This window comes from Dehalococcoides sp., assembly GCF_041654235.1.
Taxonomy (GTDB): Bacteria; Chloroflexota; Dehalococcoidia; order Dehalococcoidales; family Dehalococcoidaceae; genus Dehalococcoides; species Dehalococcoides mccartyi_B.
Genome location: NZ_JBAZDW010000026.1, coordinates 1 through 20,680 on the forward strand (window position 1 = coordinate 1; position 20,680 = coordinate 20,680).

Here is a 20,680-nt window from a genome sequence, read left to right on the forward strand (position 1 = left end):
GTTTTTTCAACAAAATGCTTGAAATCACCCTGATGGGATTCTTCATCTGCGAGTATGCGTTCTAACAAGCGCTTAATCTTGGGGTCATCAATGAGTTTTATATGCTCGCGGTATTGGGTAATAGCTCCATTCTCAAGCCCCACATTAGCCTGCATCCATTCAGATACAGTCTTACCGGTCATATCCATCATGCCGCGTTTAAAACTCAGTTCGCCGCCCAAAGCTGTGATAGCTTCTGCAAGCCAGTCCAGATGGCGCATTTCTTCACGGGCAATGGCTTCTATTTCACAAGCTACCTCACCTTCGCCGATAGCATATGCATGACCCAGATATTGGATAATGGCTCCATGCTCATCTTCCATATCTTTGGTGAGTAGCTCTATGGTTTTTGATTTTTCCATTGGAGTCCTTTCTCTATTTGGATTATTTAGAGCGGGCAGTGTATAGCCATTGTCAGGATTGGGCTTTAGGTTTTATGGATTGGGTATTAAGGTCAGTTTTTTTGGGTTTGGCGGCCTTGATTACCGAAACTTTTTTGGGTTTGGCCTCAGATGACTTGGGTATGGTAATTTCCAGAATGCCATTATCCAGAGTGGCAGCAATATTCTGAGGGTCGGTATTATTGGGCAGGGTCATAGAGCGTGAGAAACTGCCGTAACTCCTCTCACTGAAATAATAGTTCTCTTCTGATATTTCGCAATCGCACTTTTTTTCACCTTTTATGCTGAGAACGTTATCAGATACCGAGACTTCAATATCCTCTTCGTTTATTCCGGGCATTTCTGCTTTTATCAGATATTTGTCTTTGAGTTCTACCATTTCGGTTGCCGGCAGCCAGTCACGTTCATTAGTAAGCATGTTCCAGAGGCCGGGACTGAGTACTTCTCGGAAAGGACGCCAGGGGCGAAGTGACCAACCGGGTTGCCATCTTTCCAGAGTCATAATCATACCTCCTTTTATGCCCGCTCATTATCCATATAAAAAGTATGACACGCAGGCAAAAATGTCTCAATACGTATCACTACTTATAACGTATGTATTATTGCTTCGGATAGCTACTTAGTTTTAGACTTCGCAAGCGGAGAGAGTTGCCGACTACGGTCAGAGAGCTGATAGCCATGGCCAGAGCCGCCAGTATGGGGTTTAAAAAGCCGTATTCCCCCAGAAAGAACCGCAGGGGTTGAGGCACGCCATTCTGGCTGAAAAACAGGTAGAGTACACCGGCTGCTACCGGAATCAGAATAATATTATAGAAGAACGCCCAGAAAAGGTTCTGGCGGATAGTATTTAAAGTTGCCTTGCTCAAACGAATAGCTTTGGTAATGCCGAAAAGATCACCTGAAATAAGGGTGATATCACCGGTTTCCATAGCTATATCGGTGCCGGTGCCAATGGCTATGCCTACATCTGCCTTAGCCAGTGCAGGGGCATCATTGATACCGTCCCCCACCATCGCTACAAAGTGACCTTTTGCCTGAAGGTCTTTTATCAGATTAGACTTGTCTTCGGGTTTGACCTCAGCTATATATTGGTTTATGCCCAACTCATCTGCAATACGTTTGGCTGCCCGGTGGTTGTCACCTGTGAGCATAACCGGATTAAGTTTGTTTGCTTTCAGTTCGGCAATAACCGCAGCAGATTCGCGTTTCAAAATATCCCTGATGGCCACAATACCCTCAGGTTTGCCATCTACAGCTACGAAAATAAGGCTTTCCCCCGCTTCCCAGAGTTTATCAGCTTCAGCCTGATATGCACCCAGTGATATATTATTGGACTGCATCAGGTTGGCGTTGCCAATGAGTATTTGGGCGCCGTTTATGGTAGCTTTTAATCCTGCACCGGGCAAAGCGGAAAATTCCGACGGGTTTGAAAGTTCAAGTTTTTTGCGTACAGCTTCTTTCAAGATAGCTTTGGCCAGCGGGTGCTCGGAAAACTGTTCGGCAGAAGCAGTCAAAGTTAAAAAGGCATCTTTATCCAGACGGTGGCTTACCAGATTGCTCAGTACCGGTTTGCCGCGGGTAAGGGTGCCTGTTTTATCCAGTACAATAGTATCCAGCTTATGCATTTTCTCCAGAGCTACTGCACTGCGAATAAGTATCCCGTTTTCAGCCCCTTTTCCCATGCCGACAATCAAGGCTGTAGGTGTGGCCAGCCCCAAAGCACACGGGCAGGCGATAATCAGTACTGCTATCAGGTTCAAAAATGCATAAGTAAAAGATGGCTCAGGCCCTAAGGCCAGCCAGAAAACAAAGGTCAATATAGCTATTCCTATAACCGCAGGCACAAAGACCGAGGCTATTTTATCTGCCAGACGCTGAATAGGGGCTTTGCTACCCTGAGCTTCCTCAACCAGACGGATTATACGGGCAAGTGCGGTATCTGCCCCAACTTTTCGGGCTTCATATGTAAACGCACCGGTTTGATTGAATGTACCGCCAATGACATTATCACCGGTCTTTTTTTCAGACGGAATACTTTCGCCGGTTATCATAGATTCATCCAGACTGGAATAACCCTCCAGTATCAGTCCGTCTACCGGCAGTCTTTCACCCGGGCGGATAACAATCTTATCGCCTGCCATAACTTGGCTGATGCTTACCAAAATCTCCTTGCCGTCTTTGATAACTGAGGCAGTATTAGGCTGCAGACCTATCAGACGGCGAATGGCATCAGAGGTACGCCCTCTGGCACGGGATTCCAAAAAACGCCCGGTCAGGATAAGGGCGATAATCATGGCGGAGGTGTCAAAGTACAGGTGTTTTTCCAGCAGGGGCGAATCAAATAAAGATGGAAATAGCAAAGCTATCAGGCTGTACAGATAGGCTGCGGAAGTACCCAGTGCTATAAGGGTATTCATATCTGTAGTACGGTTTTTCAGGGCGGAAAATGCCCCTCTGTAAAATCGTATACCTGCCCAAAATTGAACAGGCGTAGCCAGCAGGAACATCAAAAATTCCTTACCGCTGAATGCAGGCAGGAAACCGGTTATCATAAGACATATTCCAAGTAGCAAAGCGACGGAAAGTTCCCGTTTCAATTTACGGGTTTCGGCATCTTCTGACCGGGAAAGTTCATCCTGAGGCGTTTCTTCAGGCAAAAGTTCATAACCCATATTGCTTATAGACTGGCTGAGTTCGCGGAAAGTAATGGAGTCCAGATATTCTACACTGGCAGTCTGGTTAGCCAGATTGACACTGGCATTAATTACGCCGACGGTATTCTTCAGAGCTTTTTCTGCCCTGGCTACACAGGATGCACAGTGGAGGCCTTTTATGGGGAAAATGGATTTGCGGCTGATAATGCCATAACCCAAATCAGTGATAATTGACTTGATATCTGCCAGATTGATAATGGAAGGATCATAATTAAATATAAGCTTGCCGGAGGCGAAATTCAGTTTGGGGTTTATTACCCCGGCTGTTTTTGACAAACGGCCTTCTATACCGGCGGCACATCTGGTACATGACATGCCGCTTATACCTGTAATTATCTTGGGCAGAGTATCTGTCAGGTTATTTTCAGGCATTGCTTTGGGCTAAGACAAGAGGTCTTTTTTCATTTGATCAAATTCTTCCTTGGTTATCTCGCCCTTTGCATAGCGTTCTTTCAATATTTCCATGTAATGGGTTTTATTGGTTGCAGATGAAACGGAAGATGCAGTCTGCCCTTTTTTAGTAAGGTGGATAATGCCCCAGATAATTACTCCGATAATAGCACACCAGAAAATGACCATGAAGATACCGCCAAAAATCATCCAGCCCCAGCCAGCACTTGACCAATCAAACATCATGGTTTTGGCCTCCTCGGCATATTTTGTAATATTATAGCACACAAGATATGGTTTAAGGTTTGACTGTTAAGCTTAAAAAGTATGTGTTAAAATTATATAAGAGTTAAGTTTTGCTTTTTGGTTTTTCTATTGTTATCCTAATAGTATCCGGGGAAAAGGGGATGTGATATGACTTTGTACTTTGAAAAGGTTATGGAATATTTCGTTAATCCTCTTAATTCAGGTGAAATGGAAAATCCTGACGGGATAGGCAGGGCCGGCAATGCCGTTTGTGGCGATGTTACTGAATTTTACATAAGGGTTAAAGATAACCGTTTGGTAGAAGTTAAGTTTAAAACTTATGGCTGCGGGGCGGCTGTAGCTATATCCAGTTTGGTAAGCCTGATGGCTACCGGCAAGACAATTGAAGAAGCCATGAAGATTGATAACAAGGCAGTAGAGGCTGAAATAAAGGGGTTGCCCCAGAACCGTAACCATTGTTCCCAAATGGGGCCACAAGCCTTGCACAGCGCTATTGCCGACTATAAAATCAAAGTTCAGGCCAGAGGTTAATATGACACACTCAAATTCCGGTAAAAATCCTGCTGCTTGCCCATATTGTGATATTACTACTGAAACTGAAGCACGCATGCCTTTCTGCAAAGCCTGCAAGCTGTCACTTTTTTATTGCCCTGCTTGTGGTGGGTTGCTTGGACGGGGAGAATCCTGTTGCCCCCATTGCCAGGCAGAGATAACTGTACAAAAAGAAAAATAGACGGGTGAGGGATTTTGGAAAACGTTATCGTCAGTGAACTGTGTGAAAAGATATCCGACAAGCGGATGGTTAAAGATGATATGGGTATTGAATATGCCATAAAGGCTTTTGCTGCTCATACGCACACCCACGTCCTTTTCGTGGTAAATAAAGATGGCATTTTGACCGGGGTTGTTAAACTTAAACAGCTGCTTGAATGGGTAAAAGTGAAGCTGAATATTGTGTCTGAAAAACATATCGTGACCCGTTCGGATGCTTTTGAAGTACTGCGACTCAGCCAGTCATGCACTATTAAAGAAATAACTTCCGAAATTATCAGCGTCAAACAAACCGATGCCATTGCTCATGCCATAAACCTGATGGCAGACAAGGAAATGGTAGAAATGCCGGTAATAGATGATGCAGGCAAACTGGTGGGTGAACTGAGAATTTCAGACTTGCTTTCAAAGCTTTTGGTAGATATTGCATCTGCCGAATCTGATAATACTTGCTCCCTGAGTTAGCTTTGCTTAGCGGACGCTGTGTATCCCGCTGAAAATGCTTTCAAATTTGCCTCAAGTAACTTTGGCGGAAGGCGTTTCTTTATAGCCTCGGTTAGTATTTCAAAATCAAAGGGCAGATAACGGGCGGCATATCCCAGAAGGTATATATTCAGCATTTTAGGATTGCCCAGCTCTTTGACTGCCTGATTTGCGGCTATAAAATCCACTTTTATACCTAAGCGGGTATATCCGTCCAGTATTTCGGCATCTGAAGGGTATTTTGACAGGCCCAGACTTATGGAAGCCGGAGGCATGGCCATATCATTTATAACCGCTTTGGTTTGTGAACCCAGATACTCCATATAGCGGGCAGACTCCAGTTTTTCAAAGGCAATAATAAGGTCTGTTTGCCCTTTTGAAATAAGGGGAGAGCGGACTTCCTTAGCAAAACGGAGGTGGCTGACTACACTTCCTCCGCGTTGAGCCATGCCGAGCGTATCAGTCTTTTTGACATCATAGCCGGCGGCCATAGCCGCATCGCACAGCACATTACTTGCCAGTATGACTCCCTGTCCCCCCACGCCCACAATCAATATATCAAACTTTTTCATAAACTTACGCCGCCTCATTGGTTTTAATGGCTTTTTGGGGGCAGACCTGATGGCACAGGTTGCAGTTATTGCCGGTACAAAGACCCGGGTCTATAAATAGCTTATCACCCTCACGCTGGATAGCCGGACAGCCTAAAAGAAGACAGGCGTCACAGCGGTTGCACAGGCCGGTGTCTATAATATTGGGCAAGGAACGTTTACGGCAGATTACATTGCATTCCCCGCGTACAATTATCACATTCAGTTCCCCGCTGGATATCGCATTCTTCAGCCCGTTTCTTAGGGATTTCAGGTCAAAAGCAGGGATAATTTGGAGGTTTTTTATGCCCGCTCCCTTTACCAGTTCTTCCAGATTCACTTCGGTAACTGTTTGACCACTTGCGGCAATACCGCAACCGGGGTTTCCCTGATGGCCGGTCATGGCGGTGGTGCGGTTATCCAGTATAAGTATGGTTATCCGTGACTGGTTATAAACCGCATTAATTAGACCATTTATACCGGAATGCATAAAGGTGGAGTCACCTATAATGGCTATAACTGGCTCGGTCAGGCCCGATTTTCCCATACCTACCGCCTGGCTGATGCTTCCGCCCATGCAGCCACAGGTATCCATAGCTGAAAGCGGGGGGTAAGCACCCAGAGTGTAACAGCCTATGTCACCTGCAAGTACCAGCTTGGGCTCACGTTTGGGTTTTCCGGGCAGAGCCGAACGCTGCCCCAGTGTGCTAAGGGTAAAAAATACGCCGGTATGCGGGCAACCGGCACATAAAAGCGGCGGCCGCTTGGGAAAGTCTGAAGTGGCAGGTTTAAACAGAATATCTTTTGGTTCAGGTAGTATGCCTGCCTTTACGGCAGAAGCACGGATGGTATCCGGGTTCAGTTCGCCGCTGCGGGGTACATATTTTTTGCCTATTGCCGAAATACCCATGCGGCAGAGAGCATCTTCAATAACTGAATCCAGTTCCTCTACAACAAATATAGTTTCAACACTCTGGCTGAATTCTTTTATAAGGTTTTTTGGCAAAGGGAAAGTCATACCCAGCTTCAGGAAAGAAGCTTCAGGGAAAACTTCTCTGGCATACTGAAAAGCAATGCCGCTGCTTATAATACCCAGTTTGGCATTTCCGGGTATGTATTTGTTAAAGGGGCAGGTTTCGGCATATTCGCCTATCAGTTCTTCCCGTTTAAGTACCTTCGGCCACTGCATGCGGGCAGCGGTGGGTACCATAACCAGTTTAGAGGCGTCGTGTTTGAAGCTTGGCAGGGTAGGTACCTGTCTTTCGGAGAGGGTTTCTACCAGAGAACTGGAATGGGAAACACGGGTAGTACTGCGCAGAATTACCGGAGTGTCAAAATGTTCGCTTAGCTCAAATGCCAGAGCCATATAATCATAAGCCTCCTGGCTGTTTGACGGCTCAAGCACCGGCATTTTTGAAAGATGTGCATAGTGGCGGGTATCCTGTTCGTTCTGGGATGAATGTATGCCGGGGTCATCCGCTACTATTATGACTAATCCACCCTTTACACCGGTGGTGGAAACAGCCATAAACGCATCGGCGGCTACATTGAGGCCTACGTGTTTCATGGCAGCCAGTGCCCGTACCCCGGTGTACGATGCACCGGTAGCTACTTCTACGGCTACGGCTTCGTTAGATGACCACTGGGTATGTATATCTGGAAATTTAGCCAGATTTTCCATTATTTCGGTACTGGGAGTGCCGGGATAGGCAGCGGCCAGTTTAAGACCTGCGTCATACGCACCTAAGGCTAAAGCTTCATTGCCGGATAATAGCTTTTTCAAGACCTTGTTCTCCCGTTGGATAATAGTTCTAGAATAATCAATAGCTTTCGGCTTGTCAATCAGGCAGTATTTATACGCTACTGACCAACTATTAGAATATAAAAGAATATTGTTTGACACCTATTTGTTCCTGTGTTACACTACGCCAATGAAATACGCAGGCTACACTTATTTTTGCTTCATGTTTACCGGGCGCACCCTGTGTGCGCTTTCGGGGGTAGCTGATGAGTAAAAATAGGTAAACCGATTTATAGGTAACAGTGTTTTACAGACTCACCTCCCCCACGCGGGAGGTGAAGTTTTTTAGGCAGATAAATAAAGAGGGTTGTTATGGCTGAAGTAGACACGATACCCAAACTGGTAAAACATAACGCCGAGCAATGGGGCGATAAGCCTGCCATGTGTATGAAAAATCTGGGTATATGGCAAAAATATACCTGGAGTGATTATTATCAAACCGTAAAATATTTCGGTTTGGGTTTGCTTAGCCTAGGTACCAAACCTTCCGACCGGGTGGCTATTATAGGCGATAATGAACCCGAATGGTTTTGGGCGGAATTTGCCGCCCAGTCTATTGGTGCAATTCCTACCGGTATATACGTTGATTCCATACCTGACGAGGTTAAATATATTGCCAGCCATGCTGAAGTAAGAGTGGCAGTGGTAAATGACCAAGAACAGGCAGACAAATTTCTTGAGCTGCTGCCCGAACTGCCAAACTTAATTAAGATTATTTACTGGGATCCCAAAGGGCTTAAAAACTACGATGACCCCATGCTTGTAAGCTTTAAAGAAGTAATAAAGCTGGGCAGGGAATACGAAAAAGCCAATCTAGATTTATTTGAGCGACTGCTAGATACTACCAAACCAGATGATATAGCCTTTGTTTATTACACTTCAGGTACTACCGGCCTGCAAAAAGGGGCTATGCTCAGCCACCGTTCCCTTATTACTACTGCAAAGGGTTTTGTTGCCCGTTACCCGCTGAGTTATAAAGACGATCTTATTTCCAATTTCCCTGCCTCATGGGTGGGGGACAGTTTTTTTGCCACTATACCCCACATTCTCTCCGGGGCACGCCTGAATTTTCCTGAAGAACCGGAAACGGTAGCCGAAGATACCCGTGAGATTGGGCCTAACTTCGTCATATACGGCCCGCGTCAGTGGGAGAGTCTGGTAAGTGAGATACAGGTAAAAATAATGGACGCCCACCCCTTGAAACGTTTGGCTTATAAAGTGCTTTCACCCGTGGGATATAAAATGGCCGAAAAAACTCTCACCGGAGGCAAGCCCGGTTTGCCTCTCATGGTAGGCCATAAAATAGCAGACGCTCTGCTGTTTCATCCGTTGAAAGATAAACTTGGAGTCAGCAAGGTAAGATTCGGGGTTACCGGAAGTTCGGTGCTTTCGCTGGATACTTTTAAAATGATACATTCCATGGGTATTGAGCTAAGGCAGAATTATGCTTCAACTGAAGCCGGGTTTATTTCTTCCCATGGTAAGGGTGATATAAGCTTTGAAAGTGTGGGACGGCCGGCGCTGGGCACCGAGGTACGCCTGACAGATGAAGGTGAACTCCTTATCCGCAGTGACTGTATGTTCAGCGGCTATTACAAAGATCCTGAGAGAACTGCCCAAAGTTTTCGGGATGGCTGGTTTGCTACTGGTGATGCTGTAAATATAAACGAAAAGGGCCACCTGATATTCCTTGACCGCCTTAAGGACTTGGGAGTGCTGGCAAACGGGATAAAATATGCCCCTCAGTATATTGAAGGACGCTTGCGTTTCAGCCCTTATATAAAAGATGCCATGGTAGTTGGCGGTGAAGACAAGGAATATGTAACCGCTATTATAAATATTGATTTCACTATGGTAAGCAAATGGGCACAGAAAAACCGTTTGAATTTCACTACCTTTGTAGATCTTTCCCAGAAAAATGAAATAGCTGATTTAGTGGCCAAAGACCTTATGAGGGTAAACAGTTATTTGCCGGAAGGCTCTAGGGTAAGGAAATTTGTTTTGCTGCATAAAGAGTTTGACCCCGATGAAGCTGAACTTACCCGTACCCGAAAACTTCGGCGGGGATTTGTATCCGAAAGATATAAAGACCTGATAGATGCCATGTACCATCTGAATAAGGAAGTAAAGGTGGAAGCGGCGGTAACCTATCGGGACGGACGCAAGGGTGTGGTAACTACCAGTATAAAAGTAAGGTCTTTGTAGGCGGAGATTATGGCAGATTTATTACAATATATAATAACCGGCATTACAGTCGGTCTGGTATACTCTCTGATTGCTCTGGGTTTTACCCTTATCTGGAAATCCTCATCGGTAGCCAATCTGGCACTGGGGCAGATGGTTCTTATATGCTCGTGGTTTACCTACAGTATGCTGGCACAGGTAGGCATGCCCCTTTGGCTGGGATTTATCTGTGTGGTTTTATTTGCACTGGCTTTGGGCTGGCTGATGGAAAGAATTATCCTCAGACCGCTTATCGGCCAACCTATTCTTTCATTGGTTACAGTGACACTGGGGGTGGGATTTTTCCTTGAGGGTGTAGTCAGTTTTGTCTGGCCGCAGAGCGTGGCAGCTATGCCGAAGATATTCCCCGAAACGCCTATCCATATCGGTTCAGCTGTTATCTCGCAGGAATATGTGTGGGCGGCCGGCATATCTTTACTGCTTTTTGCCCTGCTGACCATCTTTTTCAAATATCACAAAATGGGTGTAGCCATGAGGGCTACTGCTGATGACCAACAGGCAGTTCAGGCCTGCGGCATACCCGTAACCCGTATATTCTCACTGTCATGGATGCTGGCCATAGTTTTGGCGGCGGTGGGCGGGGTATTAATGTCCAGTATCGGCGGTATCACTCTGGGGCTGGTGGAAACCGGTATCAAGGCCTTTTCAGTGGTGATACTGGGCGGACTTGATTCGTTCCTGGGTGCCATGATAGCCGGACCTATAATCGGTTTGGCTGAAAATCTGGGAGGCGGTTATCTCACTGCCCTTACCTGGCCGGGTGTCAAGGAAGTGATACCCTTTATCATCATTATCATAGTAATGTTCATCAAGCCGTATGGCCTGTTTGGGCAGGAACGCATCGAGAGGATATAGCCATGGATTTACCTTGCGGAACGCGTAATTTTAGCTATAAGACGGATATGGCAATTTTCCGTACCAAAACCCACTGGGCCATGCTTATAGGTTTTTTGATACTCCTGTTCAGCCTGCCTTTCAATATCAACAGTTACTGGCTGGGGATATTAAACCTCATAGGCATTACAGTTATTGCCGCCGCCGGCTTAAATATATTGATGGGATATTGCGGCCAGCTTTCGGTAGGTCATGCCGGCTTTATTGCAGTAGGGGCATACACCACCGCTATTTTGGCAAATAAGCTGGGTGTGCCTTTCCCCTTTGATATGATAGCCTCAGGCATTATGGCCGGGCTGGTAGGTGTTTTGTTCGGGTTGCCTTCCCTGCGGGTAAAAGGGTTTTATCTGGCCATTTCTACCATTGCCGCCCAGTTCATTATTATCTGGGTAATAAACCACTGGTCAGGTCTGACCGGCGGTTTCAACGGCATTGTGATACCTCCAATCAACCTTTTTAACTTTGACTTTACTACTCAGGGCAGCCAGTTTTTCATCATTATGCTGGTGGCGGTTTTGGCTATCTTCTTTATGAAAAATATTGCCCGCACCCGTATAGGACGGGCATTTGTAGCCATACGGGATAATGATTTGGCGGCCGAGGTTATGGGTATAAATGTATTTAGATACAAGCTTCTGGCATTTTTCATCGGATGTTTTCTGGCTGGTGTGGCAGGTTCGCTCATGGCTCACTGGATAGGTTATTTGACGGCTGAAAACTTCACTCTGTCAGATTCTATTTTGTATGTAGGTATTGTGATTATCGGCGGATTGGGTACAGGGGTAGGCCCTATATTAGGGACACTGTTTATCCGCCTGCTTCAACAGGGAGTGCAATATGTATCTCCCCTGATGGGCTCTGCTTTTCCGCAGTTGCCATCCGGGTTTGCAGCCGGGCTTGGGCCTATGGTCTTCGGTCTGGCAATCGTCTTATTCCTGGTGCTTGAACCAAGGGGCCTCGCCCACCGCTGGCAGTTGTTCAAGTCATCTTACCGGTATTGGCCTTTCTCGTATTAGGCGAAAAAATAGGAATTCGAAAAGAAGGAGGAGCATAAATCATGTTAGGGCAAAACCGTAAACAATTGATAAAGAGGGGAGCTTTATCCTTTTTTAGTATGCTCCTTTTACTTTTTTCGGTGGCGGCGGGGGGATGCGGCACAAGCGAGACTGATGTCAATAATCCTGACGGAACTGTAAAACCCACTTTAAAAGTCGGTTTTTCCATACCTTATACCGGTCCTGCGGCTGAAAAAGGCTCTGTGATGGGGAATGCCAAACTGGATGCAATCAAATACATAAATGAGGAATTGGGCGGCGTAAACGGATACCAGATAGAAGTCCTTTGGCGGGATACCAAATATGATTCTTCACTGGCGGCTACTATTGTGCAGGAAATGATGGATAAAGAATGTTTATTCTTCACTACCTGCGCCTCAAAAGAAATGCAGGCCTCTATGGAGATTGCCAACAGGGCAAATTTCCCCGGTTTTACTGTCTTCAGTTCGCCTGTTTGCACCCATCCGCCGAAGCATATATATGCACAGCTTCCGGATTACGGTGACAGCTGGGCATCTTTTGCCAAATATTACATGGAGAATATCTGGCAGGGAGAGGGTACTCCCAAGATGGCTCTTATGATACTCCAGAATCCTACCGGTTACGGTGCTCGTGATGCGGCAAACGCTTTGGCTGCTGATTTAGGTATAGAAATAGTGGGTGTTTACGAACACTCTGCCACTATCACTGATGATACGGCTAATCTGATAAACCTCAAGGGGCAAAACCCTGATGTAGTCTTTATTTCCAGCACTCCTCAACCCACGTCTGTTATTATCAAACAGATGAACCAGATGGATATTTATCCCGGAGTGACTATAGGCTGTGGTCATGGGGGATTCACCAAAGCCCTGATAGATTTGGCCGGAGTGACCAATACCGAAGGGATTTATGGTGTTTATCCCACCGTAAACTGGGATGAAGATGTGCCGGGAATGGCTAAAATGAAGGAATACTGCCTGAAATATCACCCTGACAACTATGGCAATATGGATTATATCGCCTCATGGTCTGAGGGTTTGATGGTGGCGGAAATACTTCGTTTGGCACTTATAAATACCCCCGGAGGCATAGATAATCTGACTCCGCAGGCTATTGAAGAATACGGAATAAAGAAACTTAACGGTTATGCCGTGGGTGGTCTGCAAGGACCTGTTTCATACTCAAGCGGAGATAACCGCCTGGCAAAAGCTGTTCGGGTATTCCAGATATCAGGTGGTGTTATGCAGGTCTTGAGTGACTGGGTGGAAGCACCGCTTATCAGATACGAGGATTTTAGCTGGTTTGGGAGCTAAACCAGCTGTAAACGGGTACAGGGGGATCTGCGGGGAGTTGTGTTGCGAAGCTTAATAATAGATAATATAGCCTCAAAGGAGGGATCTGATGAGACTAGGAAAATCTGAAATCGGCTTTAGAATATTTATGGTTCTGGTGCTTACCCTTGTACCCGTGGTTTTAAGCGGATGTAATCTGGATAATATCACCGGTAATAACAATAATGACCCTTTGGTGACCAATAAAACCCTAAAAGTTGGTCTTAGCGTGTGCTATACCGGCCCGGCTGCTGAAAAAGGCACACCTCAGGGTAATGCCAAACTGGATGCTATAAAGTATATTAATGATGAACTAGGCGGGGTAAATGGATATAAAATTGAGCCTATATTCCGTGATACCAAATATGACACTGCCATAGCGGTAACCGTAATAAATGAGTTTATTTCTTCAGAATGCCTTTTCTTTACCACCAACTCCTCAAAAGATATGCAGGCATCCATGGAAATAGCCAACCGAGCGGGTTTTCCGGGTTTTACCACTTTCAGTTCACCCTCTCTGACCCATCCGCCCCAGCATATATATTCCCAGCTGCCGGATTATGGTGATGATTGGGTAGCCTTTATGAAGTATTACATGGAAAATATCTGGCAGGGTGAGGGTAAACCAAAGGTAGCTCTGATGATACTTCAAAATCCTACCGGTTACGGTGCGCGTGATGCCGCAACCGCTATGGCTGCGGAACTGGGAGTAGAAATAGTAGGTATATACGAACATTCCACCACTATTAATGACGATACCGCAAATCTGTTAAACATGAAAAACCAGAATCCTGACATAGTATACATCTCCAGCACTCCTCAGCCGACATCCGTTATAGTCAAGCAAATGATTGAGCTGGGTATTTACCCCGGTGTCCAGATAGGATGCGGTCATGGCGGTTTTACCCAATCATTGGTAGAGCTGTTAGGAGCAGACAAAGCTGAAGGGATACTGGGTGTATATCCTACTGTGAGTTGGGATGAAAATGTTCCAGCCATGGCCAAAATGAAGGAATACTGTCTGAAATACCACCCTGAAAATTATGGCAACATGGATTATATCGTTTCATGGTCAGAGGGTTTGATAATTGCTGAAATATTGCGTCTGGCCATAGAGAATTCACCCGGCGGCGTTAATTCCCTGACACCTCAGATTATTGAAGAATTCGGCATAAAAAGGTTGAACGGGTATGACGTGGGAGGGCTGCATGGTCCTGTTTCGTACTCGGTCGGAGATAACCGCTTGGTAAAATCTGTTCGGGTTTTCAAAATTGAAGATGGTCAGCTTAAGGTAATAAGCGGCTGGATAGAAACACCCAGCATTGCTTATGAAAATTTTGACTGGTTTGGCAAATAGCGAAAGGTAATATTTTATCTATGCTCAAAGTAAATAACATAGAGGTTACCTACCTGAACGTTATCAAGGTGCTTCACGGTGTTTCGCTGGAAGTGCCGGAGAAGTCTATTGTGGCTTTGCTGGGTGGCAACGGTGCCGGTAAAACCACCACACTCAAAGCAATTTCCGGCCTGCTGCACACTGAAGAAGGGCTGGTCACAGACGGCAATATAGAGTGGGACGGCACGCGGATTGAGAAAAAAAATCCGGAAGCTATCGGCAAGCTGGGTATAGTTCAGGCTTTGGAAGGCCGACATGTTTTTGAGCACCTTACCACCGAGGAGAACCTGATTGTAGGGGCTTTTAACCGGAAAGACCGGCAGAATATTAAACCGGATTTATCTATGGTGTACGAATATTTTCCCCGCCTGAAACATGTTCAGCATAATACAGCCGGATATCTTTCCGGCGGGGAACAGCAAATGTTGGTTATCGGGCGTACCATGATGGCACGCCCCAAACTGATGATGCTGGATGAGCCTTCACTTGGTTTGGCACCGCTTATGGTCAAAGAGATATTCGGCATTATCAAAAGATTTAACGAAGAACAGGGCACATCCGTACTACTGGTTGAGCAAAATGTAAAAGTTGCCCTGTCCATTGCCCATTATGGCTACGTGCTGGAAAACGGACGTATAGTGCTGGATGGGGATACTTCGTTTTTAACCAATAACGAGGATGTTAAGGAATTTTATATGGGGCTTTCCACGGTGGGCGCTAAAAAAAGCTATCGTGAGGTCAAACATTACAAGAGGCGTAAAAGATGGCTTTAGAAAATGGCAAGAACAACCACTTTGACAAGCTGGAGGCGATGGGGCTTGACGAAAGGGTTGAATTTCTGAATAACAGACTGAAGGAAACTACTGTCTACGCATATGAAAATTCGGCAGCAACCAAAGCGATTTTCCAAAAGGCCGGGCTTAAACCGGATTTGATACGCAAAGTGGAAGATCTGGAGAGGTTGCCCATTATTCGTAAAGCAGACCTTATTGAGATGCAGAAACAAAACCTGCCTTATGGCGGTTTTCTGATGATACCTGAAGATAATATTGAACGCATATTTATTTCACCCGGTCCTGTTTATGAACCACTGCACACCAGCACTATTCACTGGTTTGGGCGTTCTTTCTGGGCAGCCGGTTTCCGCAAGGCTGATATAGTTATAAACACCTTTACCTATCACCTGTCTCCGGCAGGCATACTTTTCCACGAAGGATTGCGTGACTGCGGGGCTACCCCCATTGCTTCCGGCACAGGCCATACCGAGATGCAGATTAAAACAATCCAGGAGCTGAAAGTAACCGCATTTGTAGGTACTCCCAGCTATCTGCTGAGCCTTCTGGGCAAGGCTGAAGAGATGGGAGTAGATGTTAAAAAAGATTTGAATCTTAAACGTGCTTGGTTTACCGGCGAGATGCTTACATCTTCCACCCGAAAGACGCTTGAAAAAGATTATGGTATAGAGACTTTTCAGGCGTACGGAGTGACCGAAACCGGCGGTTGTCTAGCCTATGAGTGCGAAGAAAAAAACGGCCTGCACCTTATGTCTGATGAATATGTAGTGGAAATAGTAGACCCCAAAACAGGTAAACAACTGCCCGAAGGGGAAGTTGGTGAAGTGGTGGTTACTCCGGTGAATAACAAGACCTGGGGATTGATGCGTTTTGGCACCGGTGATTTGTCTTGTTTGAAAAAAGAGAAATGCAGCTGCGGACGTACCGCATATAAACTCAGCGGCATAATAGGGCGGGTAGGTGATGCAGTAAAAGTACGGGGCATGTTTGTGGTTGGCAAGCAGACCGAAGATGTCTTTAAGCTTTTTCCTGAAATAGTCCGTTACCAGATAAAAATAAACCGCCCGGCAAACAGGGATGAACTGACGTTTGTCTGTGTGCATGATGAGAAGGAATTTGATGCTAAAAAGCTGTCTGATGAACTGAATAAAAAGTTTCAGGACAGGTGTCTTTTAAAAGCAGACCACATAGAATTTGTACCTGCAAGTGTTCTGGCAAACGAAACAAAACTTATGCTGGACGAACGCAAGTGGGATTAGGGGAAATATATGGCTGATTGGCAGATTACCGCCTGTACCATACTCTGCGAAGCGGTTTGTGATGAGATAACCATAATAGTAAAAGAAGATGGTTCTGTACGTTGCACCGCTTTTGACACCTATGGTTCGCCCTCCCGTGACACCCTGAAAGAGATGGCTAAAAAGGCTAAGAAATGCGGACATAGCTTAAAATGCGAAGGCCCTCTGTGCCACAGGGTCATTAACTATCGGGATAAAATTATGAATGAGGAGAGGCAACAGAATGAGTCCGGATAATGCCAAGATAAAAATAGATAACCTCTCACTTTCATTTGGCGGTATAAAGGCCTTGAAGGAAATTAATCTGGATATTTATGATAACCAGATAACAGCCATAATTGGCCCAAACGGAGCCGGCAAGACCAGCCTTTTAAACTGTATTAACGGTTTTTACAAACCTCAGGCAGGCAGTATTGTTTATAACGGGCACAATATAGCCCGTATCCGCCCTGACCGGGTGGCAAAAATGGGCATTGCCCGTACTTTTCAAAATATTGAGCTTTACTCAGGCTTGACCACCCTTGAAAACCTGATGGCCGCCCGACACATATTTATGAAACAGAACTTTCTGACCGGCGGAGCTTATTTTGGGCCGGCCCATAAAGAAGAAATAGAACATCGCAAGATAGTTGAAGACATTATAGATTTTCTGGAGATAGAGCCCGTCCGCAAAAAGGTAGTCAGCATGCTGCCGTACGGTATGCGAAAACGGGTGGAACTGGGCAGAGCTTTGGCTCTGGAGCCTCAGGTACTGCTGCTGGATGAACCCATGGCTGGCATGAATCTGGAAGAAAAAGAAGATATTGCCCGTTTTATTGTAGACATATTTGAAGGGCAGGGTGAGACTTATCCTGATACGCCCATACTTCGTGACGGGGTAAAGTGCATCGTGCTTATTGAGCATGACATGGGTGTAGTAATGGATCTGGCTGACCGTATTGCGGTGCTGGATTTCGGACGCAAAATAGCCGAAGGCAAACCCGAAGAAATCAAGAATAATACCCATGTGATAGCTGCTTATCTGGGTGATGATGAAACATCTGCTCAGGCTTAGTCTAGGTTTAAAGAGGAACGCCGCTGGCGCTGACCTTGGCTATCAGTTTGCCCTTGCTATTGGTCACCTCTACCTCGGCAACTGCAAGGCGGCGGCCTGACTTTATTACTTTGGCTTCTGCTACCAGTTCATCATCATTATCCGGGGCAACCAGAAAGTGGATATTGAACTGGGCTGCAACTGTGGGTAGTTTCAGGCTGTTTACCGCATACCCGAAAGCTTCATCTGCCAAAGACATAGTGATGCCTCCGAAGATTATCCCGTAGGCATTTAAAAATTCCGGTTTAAGTTTGATACTCAGCTTGGAGTAACCGGGTTTCAGTTCCAGTATTTTTATGCCCAGAAAATTAAGGGCAGGCTCTGTCCGGCTTTTTTCAAGGAGCAGTTTGATATTTTCTTCGGCTTCAGCAGGGGTCATCGTATACCCTCGTTCAAAATAGCGTAAATCTTTTCCATATCTATACTTGCCCTGACTATGTCTGCCAGTTTATCATATTCTTTGTCACGGTCAAAATAGTCTGCCTGGCGCTCCGGAATGCCTTTGTGGCGCCGGATTGCATTTAAAAAGCCTCTGCGGAAAGCGGCATTTTCAAATATCCCGTGTATATATGTGCCCAGCACCGTGCCTTCTGCATTGGATGCCCCGTCCAGATAATCTGCCGGACCTTTTGGGGTTTTGGTAATATGGAATGCGGGTTGGGCAGAAAATAAACGGGTACGCCCCATGTGGATTTCGTAACCACTCACCGCACAACCAGCCAGACCTGAGAGTAAACCGCTATCAAACTTAACCTGTCCGCTTATCTGGGTGGTAGCCTTTTCCTTTTCAAAGGTAGTTTCAGTATCCAGCAGCCCCAGACCCTTCAATTCAGTAGTTTCAGATTCTGTTTTATGGGGGTCATATATCATTTTGCCCAAAATCTGGTAACCGCCGCAAACACCTAAAACATGTGTGCCCTTACGGGCTTTTTTAATAATAGTCTCAGCCAGACCGCTTTGCTCCAGGTATTCCATATCAGGTATGGTGGATTTCGTACCGGGGATTATTATCAAATCTGGGTTGCCGATTTCGGCAGTTTTAGATACAAATCTTACTGAAGCCCCGTCTGTAGCCAAAGCGTCAAAATCATCGTAATTGGATATGCGTGGCAAGCGGATAACGGCAATATCCAAGTCAGTTTCGCCCAGACTGCCTTTACATTCGTCCAGATAAACGGAATCTTCTTGGGCAATAGCCATATTCCGCAGATATGGGATAATTCCCAGTACCGGTATGGAAGTGCGGTCTTCCAGAACATCTATGGCCGGCTTCAATAAACTGGCATCCCCCCTGAATTTGTTTATCAGGTAGCCTTTTATATAATAGCGTTCATCTGGCTCTAAAAGGTCTATGGTACCTATAAGAGAAGCAAAAACCCCGCCTCTGTCAATATCTCCTGCCAGAAGCACGGGCGCACTTGCCTCTTTGGCAATGCGCATGTTTACAATTTCACGCTGTTTGAGGTTTATTTCAGCCGGGCTGCCGGCACCCTCTATAACCACAATATCGTTTTTCTCACGCAGGCGGTTCAAGGCCGCCAGTGCGGTATCCAACAGGAGGGGGGCATATTCATAATACTCACGGGCGGAAATGGTGCGGTCTACTTTGCCGTTGACAATAATCTGGCTTCTGGAATCTGCCTCAGGCTTCAGAAGAATCGGGTTCATATCCACACTGGGTTCAATGCCGCAGGCTTCCGCCTGAACTGCCTGTGCCCGCCCGATTTCACCGCCTTCTTTGGTAACGAAGGCATTTAGAGCCATGTTTTGGGATTTGTATGGGGCTACCTTGTAGCCGTCCTGCTTGAATATACGGCAAAGAGCCGTTACAAGTATGCTCTTACCTACGTTTGAGGAAGTGCCTTGAACCATTATCAATTTCGCCATGACGCCTATTATAGCAGTTTTTTCTTAAGCCTAATAGAGAAAGAACAACTAATTATGATTATTTAATATCCTGACTTAAAAGTTTTTGAGGTATAATATTTGAAATGAAAATGGAGAGGTTGAAATGCTGGTTGAAAACCCTGAAAAACAGGCACTGGAAATAATAAAGCGTCTTTCAGTAGTCTATCCTGATGCTAAAACGGCATTAAACTTTACTACTCCGTTTGAGATGCTGGTAGCTACTATTTTATCTGCCCAGTCTACCGACAAGATGATAAATAAAATCACCCCGGCTCTGTTTGAAAAATATCCCGACCCAAAGGCTTTTGCAGAGGCATCTCTAGCAGAACTGGAACAAGATATAAAGTCTTCAGGATTCTTTCACAACAAGGCCGCAAATATTATAGGTGCTGCCAGAGGGGTTGTAAGCCGTTTTGGTGGGGTTGTACCCTCTGGCATGGCTGATATGCTTACCCTGCCGGGAGTCGGGCGTAAAACGGCAAATGTGGTGTTACATAATGCTTTCGGGCTGGTGGAGGGGATTGCGGTAGATACCCATGTTAAACGCCTAACTGAACGGCTGGGTCTTACCAGCAATACTGACCCGGTGAAAATAGAGCAGGATTTGATGGCTCTTCTCCCCCGTACATACTGGGGGGATTTTTCTTACTACCTGATTGACCACGGGAGGGCGGTTTGTGATGCCAAAAAACCGCATTGTCCGGAGTGTGTTCTCAAGGATATCTGCCCGTCTGCCTTTTTATTTATCCAGGCGGAATAAACGGCGGGCATTAGCAGTGGTGGCTGATGCTATTTCCTCAATCTGCAGGTTTTTTATCTCTGCCAGAGTTGAGGCTGTTTGCGGGACATAGGCAGGTTCGTTTCGTTCTCCACGGTAAGGCTGGGGAGGCAAAAACGGACAGTCTGTTTCCAGCACAATATGTTCAAGGGGTATAGCCGCAAAATCCGCCCTGTACTTTTTGGAAGATGGATAGCCTATGTACCCGCCCAGCCCTATGTAAAAACCCATATTTATGTATTTTAATGCGGTTTCTGCCGAGCCGCTGAAACAATGGATTACGCCTTTGCCTTCGCCAGCAGGGCTTTGGGCAGACCAGTCTGCAAGTATCTTTAGCACATCTTCTTCGGCCTGACGGCAATGGATTATCAGCGGGAGTCCGCTTTTATCAGCTAAATCCAGATGGTGATAAAAGGTTTCAAGCTGGGTATGGCGGGAGAATAATCGCGGT

21 protein-coding genes are annotated in these 20,680 nt (G+C 45.9%); 12 read left to right on the forward strand and 9 right to left on the reverse strand.

Annotated features, from left to right (window positions below; genetic code table 11):
• The 4 genes from WC259_RS04555 to WC259_RS04570 form a co-directional block, all read right to left on the reverse strand.
• On the reverse strand, window positions 1–401 hold a 401-nt coding region (locus WC259_RS04555; RefSeq protein WP_372643339.1), incomplete at its 3' end, for a ferritin-like domain-containing protein.
• A gap of 52 nt (window positions 402–453) precedes the next feature.
• Complete coding sequence (locus tag WC259_RS04560) at window positions 454–942, reverse strand: Hsp20/alpha crystallin family protein (RefSeq protein WP_011309396.1); 489 nt, start codon at window positions 940–942, stop codon at window positions 454–456.
• Window positions 943–1,039: 97 nt separating this feature from the next.
• A complete protein-coding gene (locus WC259_RS04565) occupies window positions 1,040–3,526 on the reverse strand; it encodes a heavy metal translocating P-type ATPase (protein WP_058316851.1) in 2,487 nt (828 codons plus the stop codon).
• A 9-nt stretch (window positions 3,527–3,535) separates the two neighbouring features.
• A complete protein-coding gene (locus WC259_RS04570) occupies window positions 3,536–3,790 on the reverse strand; it encodes an SHOCT domain-containing protein (RefSeq protein WP_011309394.1) in 255 nt (84 codons plus the stop codon).
• A 168-nt stretch (window positions 3,791–3,958) separates the two neighbouring features.
• On the opposite strand from WC259_RS04570, the gene WC259_RS04575 reads away from it, so the two are divergent.
• Both WC259_RS04575 and WC259_RS04580 read left to right on the forward strand, forming a co-directional pair.
• On the forward strand, window positions 3,959–4,342 hold the full coding sequence (locus tag WC259_RS04575; RefSeq protein WP_011309393.1) for an iron-sulfur cluster assembly scaffold protein: 384 nt from the start codon (window positions 3,959–3,961) through the stop codon (window positions 4,340–4,342).
• A 216-nt stretch (window positions 4,343–4,558) separates the two neighbouring features.
• On the forward strand, window positions 4,559–5,047 hold the full coding sequence (locus WC259_RS04580; protein ID WP_011309391.1) for a CBS domain-containing protein: 489 nt from the start codon (window positions 4,559–4,561) through the stop codon (window positions 5,045–5,047).
• Here WC259_RS04580 and WC259_RS04585 read toward each other — a convergent pair.
• Together WC259_RS04585 and iorA are read right to left on the reverse strand one after the other, a co-directional pair.
• On the reverse strand, window positions 5,044–5,637 hold the full coding sequence (locus tag WC259_RS04585; protein WP_011309390.1) for an indolepyruvate oxidoreductase subunit beta: 594 nt from the start codon (window positions 5,635–5,637) through the stop codon (window positions 5,044–5,046). The two genes, WC259_RS04580 and WC259_RS04585, sit on opposite strands and share 4 nt — an antisense overlap.
• Before the next feature lie 4 nt (window positions 5,638–5,641).
• Complete coding sequence (iorA, locus tag WC259_RS04590; protein ID WP_012984332.1) at window positions 5,642–7,438, reverse strand: indolepyruvate ferredoxin oxidoreductase subunit alpha; 1,797 nt, start codon at window positions 7,436–7,438, stop codon at window positions 5,642–5,644.
• Window positions 7,439–7,768: 330 nt separating this feature from the next.
• Here iorA and WC259_RS04595 point away from each other — a divergent pair, with 330 nt between their 5' ends.
• From WC259_RS04595 to WC259_RS04635, 9 genes are all read left to right on the forward strand, one after another.
• Window positions 7,769–9,661: an AMP-binding protein gene (locus WC259_RS04595; RefSeq protein ID WP_011309388.1), complete on the forward strand. Its 1,893-nt coding sequence runs from the start codon at window positions 7,769–7,771 to the stop codon at window positions 9,659–9,661.
• A gap of 9 nt (window positions 9,662–9,670) precedes the next feature.
• The gene (locus WC259_RS04600) at window positions 9,671–10,555 is read left to right on the forward strand and encodes a branched-chain amino acid ABC transporter permease (RefSeq protein ID WP_011309387.1); all 885 of its coding nucleotides are present in this window, start codon (window positions 9,671–9,673) and stop codon (window positions 10,553–10,555) included.
• Window positions 10,556–10,602: 47 nt separating this feature from the next.
• A complete protein-coding gene (locus tag WC259_RS04605; protein WP_238328232.1) occupies window positions 10,603–11,610 on the forward strand; it encodes a branched-chain amino acid ABC transporter permease in 1,008 nt (335 codons plus the stop codon).
• A gap of 41 nt (window positions 11,611–11,651) precedes the next feature.
• Complete coding sequence (locus WC259_RS04610) at window positions 11,652–12,944, forward strand: ABC transporter substrate-binding protein (protein WP_011309385.1); 1,293 nt, start codon at window positions 11,652–11,654, stop codon at window positions 12,942–12,944.
• An 88-nt stretch (window positions 12,945–13,032) separates the two neighbouring features.
• Window positions 13,033–14,319: an ABC transporter substrate-binding protein gene (locus WC259_RS04615; protein ID WP_061977274.1), complete on the forward strand. Its 1,287-nt coding sequence runs from the start codon at window positions 13,033–13,035 to the stop codon at window positions 14,317–14,319.
• A gap of 20 nt (window positions 14,320–14,339) precedes the next feature.
• A complete protein-coding gene (locus tag WC259_RS04620) occupies window positions 14,340–15,131 on the forward strand; it encodes an ABC transporter ATP-binding protein (RefSeq protein WP_372643347.1) in 792 nt (263 codons plus the stop codon).
• Window positions 15,122–16,411, forward strand: a complete 1,290-nt coding sequence (locus tag WC259_RS04625) for a phenylacetate--CoA ligase family protein (protein ID WP_012984328.1) — start codon at window positions 15,122–15,124, stop codon at window positions 16,409–16,411. The genes WC259_RS04620 and WC259_RS04625 overlap by 10 nt, the downstream gene beginning before the upstream one ends.
• Window positions 16,412–16,420: 9 nt before the next feature.
• Window positions 16,421–16,687: a hypothetical protein gene (locus WC259_RS04630; protein WP_011309381.1), complete on the forward strand. Its 267-nt coding sequence runs from the start codon at window positions 16,421–16,423 to the stop codon at window positions 16,685–16,687.
• On the forward strand, window positions 16,674–17,504 hold the full coding sequence (locus tag WC259_RS04635) for an ABC transporter ATP-binding protein (RefSeq protein ID WP_011309380.1): 831 nt from the start codon (window positions 16,674–16,676) through the stop codon (window positions 17,502–17,504). The genes WC259_RS04630 and WC259_RS04635 overlap by 14 nt, the downstream gene beginning before the upstream one ends.
• Window positions 17,505–17,511: 7 nt before the next feature.
• On the opposite strand, the gene WC259_RS04640 is transcribed toward WC259_RS04635, so the two are convergent.
• Together WC259_RS04640 and WC259_RS04645 are read right to left on the reverse strand one after the other, a co-directional pair.
• Window positions 17,512–17,922 carry a PaaI family thioesterase gene (locus tag WC259_RS04640; protein ID WP_011309379.1) on the reverse strand — a complete coding sequence of 137 codons (411 nt, stop codon included), beginning with the start codon at window positions 17,920–17,922 and terminating at the stop codon, window positions 17,512–17,514.
• The gene (locus WC259_RS04645) at window positions 17,919–19,430 is read right to left on the reverse strand and encodes a cobyric acid synthase (RefSeq protein ID WP_011309378.1); all 1,512 of its coding nucleotides are present in this window, start codon (window positions 19,428–19,430) and stop codon (window positions 17,919–17,921) included. The genes WC259_RS04640 and WC259_RS04645 overlap by 4 nt, the downstream gene beginning before the upstream one ends.
• Before the next feature lie 124 nt (window positions 19,431–19,554).
• On the opposite strand from WC259_RS04645, the gene nth reads away from it, so the two are divergent.
• Window positions 19,555–20,211, forward strand: a complete 657-nt coding sequence (gene nth, locus WC259_RS04650; RefSeq protein WP_011309377.1) for an endonuclease III — start codon at window positions 19,555–19,557, stop codon at window positions 20,209–20,211.
• On the opposite strand, the gene WC259_RS04655 is transcribed toward nth, so the two are convergent.
• A partial coding sequence (locus tag WC259_RS04655; RefSeq protein WP_372643352.1) for a TatD family hydrolase occupies window positions 20,191–20,680 on the reverse strand: 490 nt, incomplete at its 5' end. The two genes, nth and WC259_RS04655, sit on opposite strands and share 21 nt — an antisense overlap.

What these genes read in the sequence shown, in the direction of transcription:
- WC259_RS04600 (WP_011309387.1), top strand. Translation starts at nt 9,671, where the DNA reads ATGGCAGATTTATTACAATATATAATAACCGGCATTACAGTCGGTCTG.
- WC259_RS04625 (WP_012984328.1), top strand. Translation starts at nt 15,122, where the DNA reads ATGGCTTTAGAAAATGGCAAGAACAACCACTTTGACAAGCTGGAGGCG.
- WC259_RS04560 (WP_011309396.1), bottom strand. Translation starts at nt 942, where the DNA reads ATGACTCTGGAAAGATGGCAACCCGGTTGGTCACTTCGCCCCTGGCGT.
- WC259_RS04635 (WP_011309380.1), top strand. Translation starts at nt 16,674, where the DNA reads ATGAGTCCGGATAATGCCAAGATAAAAATAGATAACCTCTCACTTTCA.
- WC259_RS04565 (WP_058316851.1), bottom strand. Translation starts at nt 3,526, where the DNA reads ATGCCTGAAAATAACCTGACAGATACTCTGCCCAAGATAATTACAGGT.
- WC259_RS04630 (WP_011309381.1), top strand. Translation starts at nt 16,421, where the DNA reads ATGGCTGATTGGCAGATTACCGCCTGTACCATACTCTGCGAAGCGGTT.
- WC259_RS04570 (WP_011309394.1), bottom strand. Translation starts at nt 3,790, where the DNA reads ATGATGTTTGATTGGTCAAGTGCTGGCTGGGGCTGGATGATTTTTGGC.
- WC259_RS04575 (WP_011309393.1), top strand. Translation starts at nt 3,959, where the DNA reads ATGACTTTGTACTTTGAAAAGGTTATGGAATATTTCGTTAATCCTCTT.
- WC259_RS04605 (WP_238328232.1), top strand. Translation starts at nt 10,603, where the DNA reads ATGGCAATTTTCCGTACCAAAACCCACTGGGCCATGCTTATAGGTTTT.
- WC259_RS04615 (WP_061977274.1), top strand. Translation starts at nt 13,033, where the DNA reads ATGAGACTAGGAAAATCTGAAATCGGCTTTAGAATATTTATGGTTCTG.
- nth (WP_011309377.1), top strand. Translation starts at nt 19,555, where the DNA reads ATGCTGGTTGAAAACCCTGAAAAACAGGCACTGGAAATAATAAAGCGT.
- WC259_RS04585 (WP_011309390.1), bottom strand. Translation starts at nt 5,637, where the DNA reads ATGAAAAAGTTTGATATATTGATTGTGGGCGTGGGGGGACAGGGAGTC.
- WC259_RS04645 (WP_011309378.1), bottom strand. Translation starts at nt 19,430, where the DNA reads ATGGCGAAATTGATAATGGTTCAAGGCACTTCCTCAAACGTAGGTAAG.
- WC259_RS04620 (WP_372643347.1), top strand. Translation starts at nt 14,340, where the DNA reads ATGCTCAAAGTAAATAACATAGAGGTTACCTACCTGAACGTTATCAAG.
- WC259_RS04610 (WP_011309385.1), top strand. Translation starts at nt 11,652, where the DNA reads ATGTTAGGGCAAAACCGTAAACAATTGATAAAGAGGGGAGCTTTATCC.
- WC259_RS04595 (WP_011309388.1), top strand. Translation starts at nt 7,769, where the DNA reads ATGGCTGAAGTAGACACGATACCCAAACTGGTAAAACATAACGCCGAG.
- WC259_RS04640 (WP_011309379.1), bottom strand. Translation starts at nt 17,922, where the DNA reads ATGACCCCTGCTGAAGCCGAAGAAAATATCAAACTGCTCCTTGAAAAA.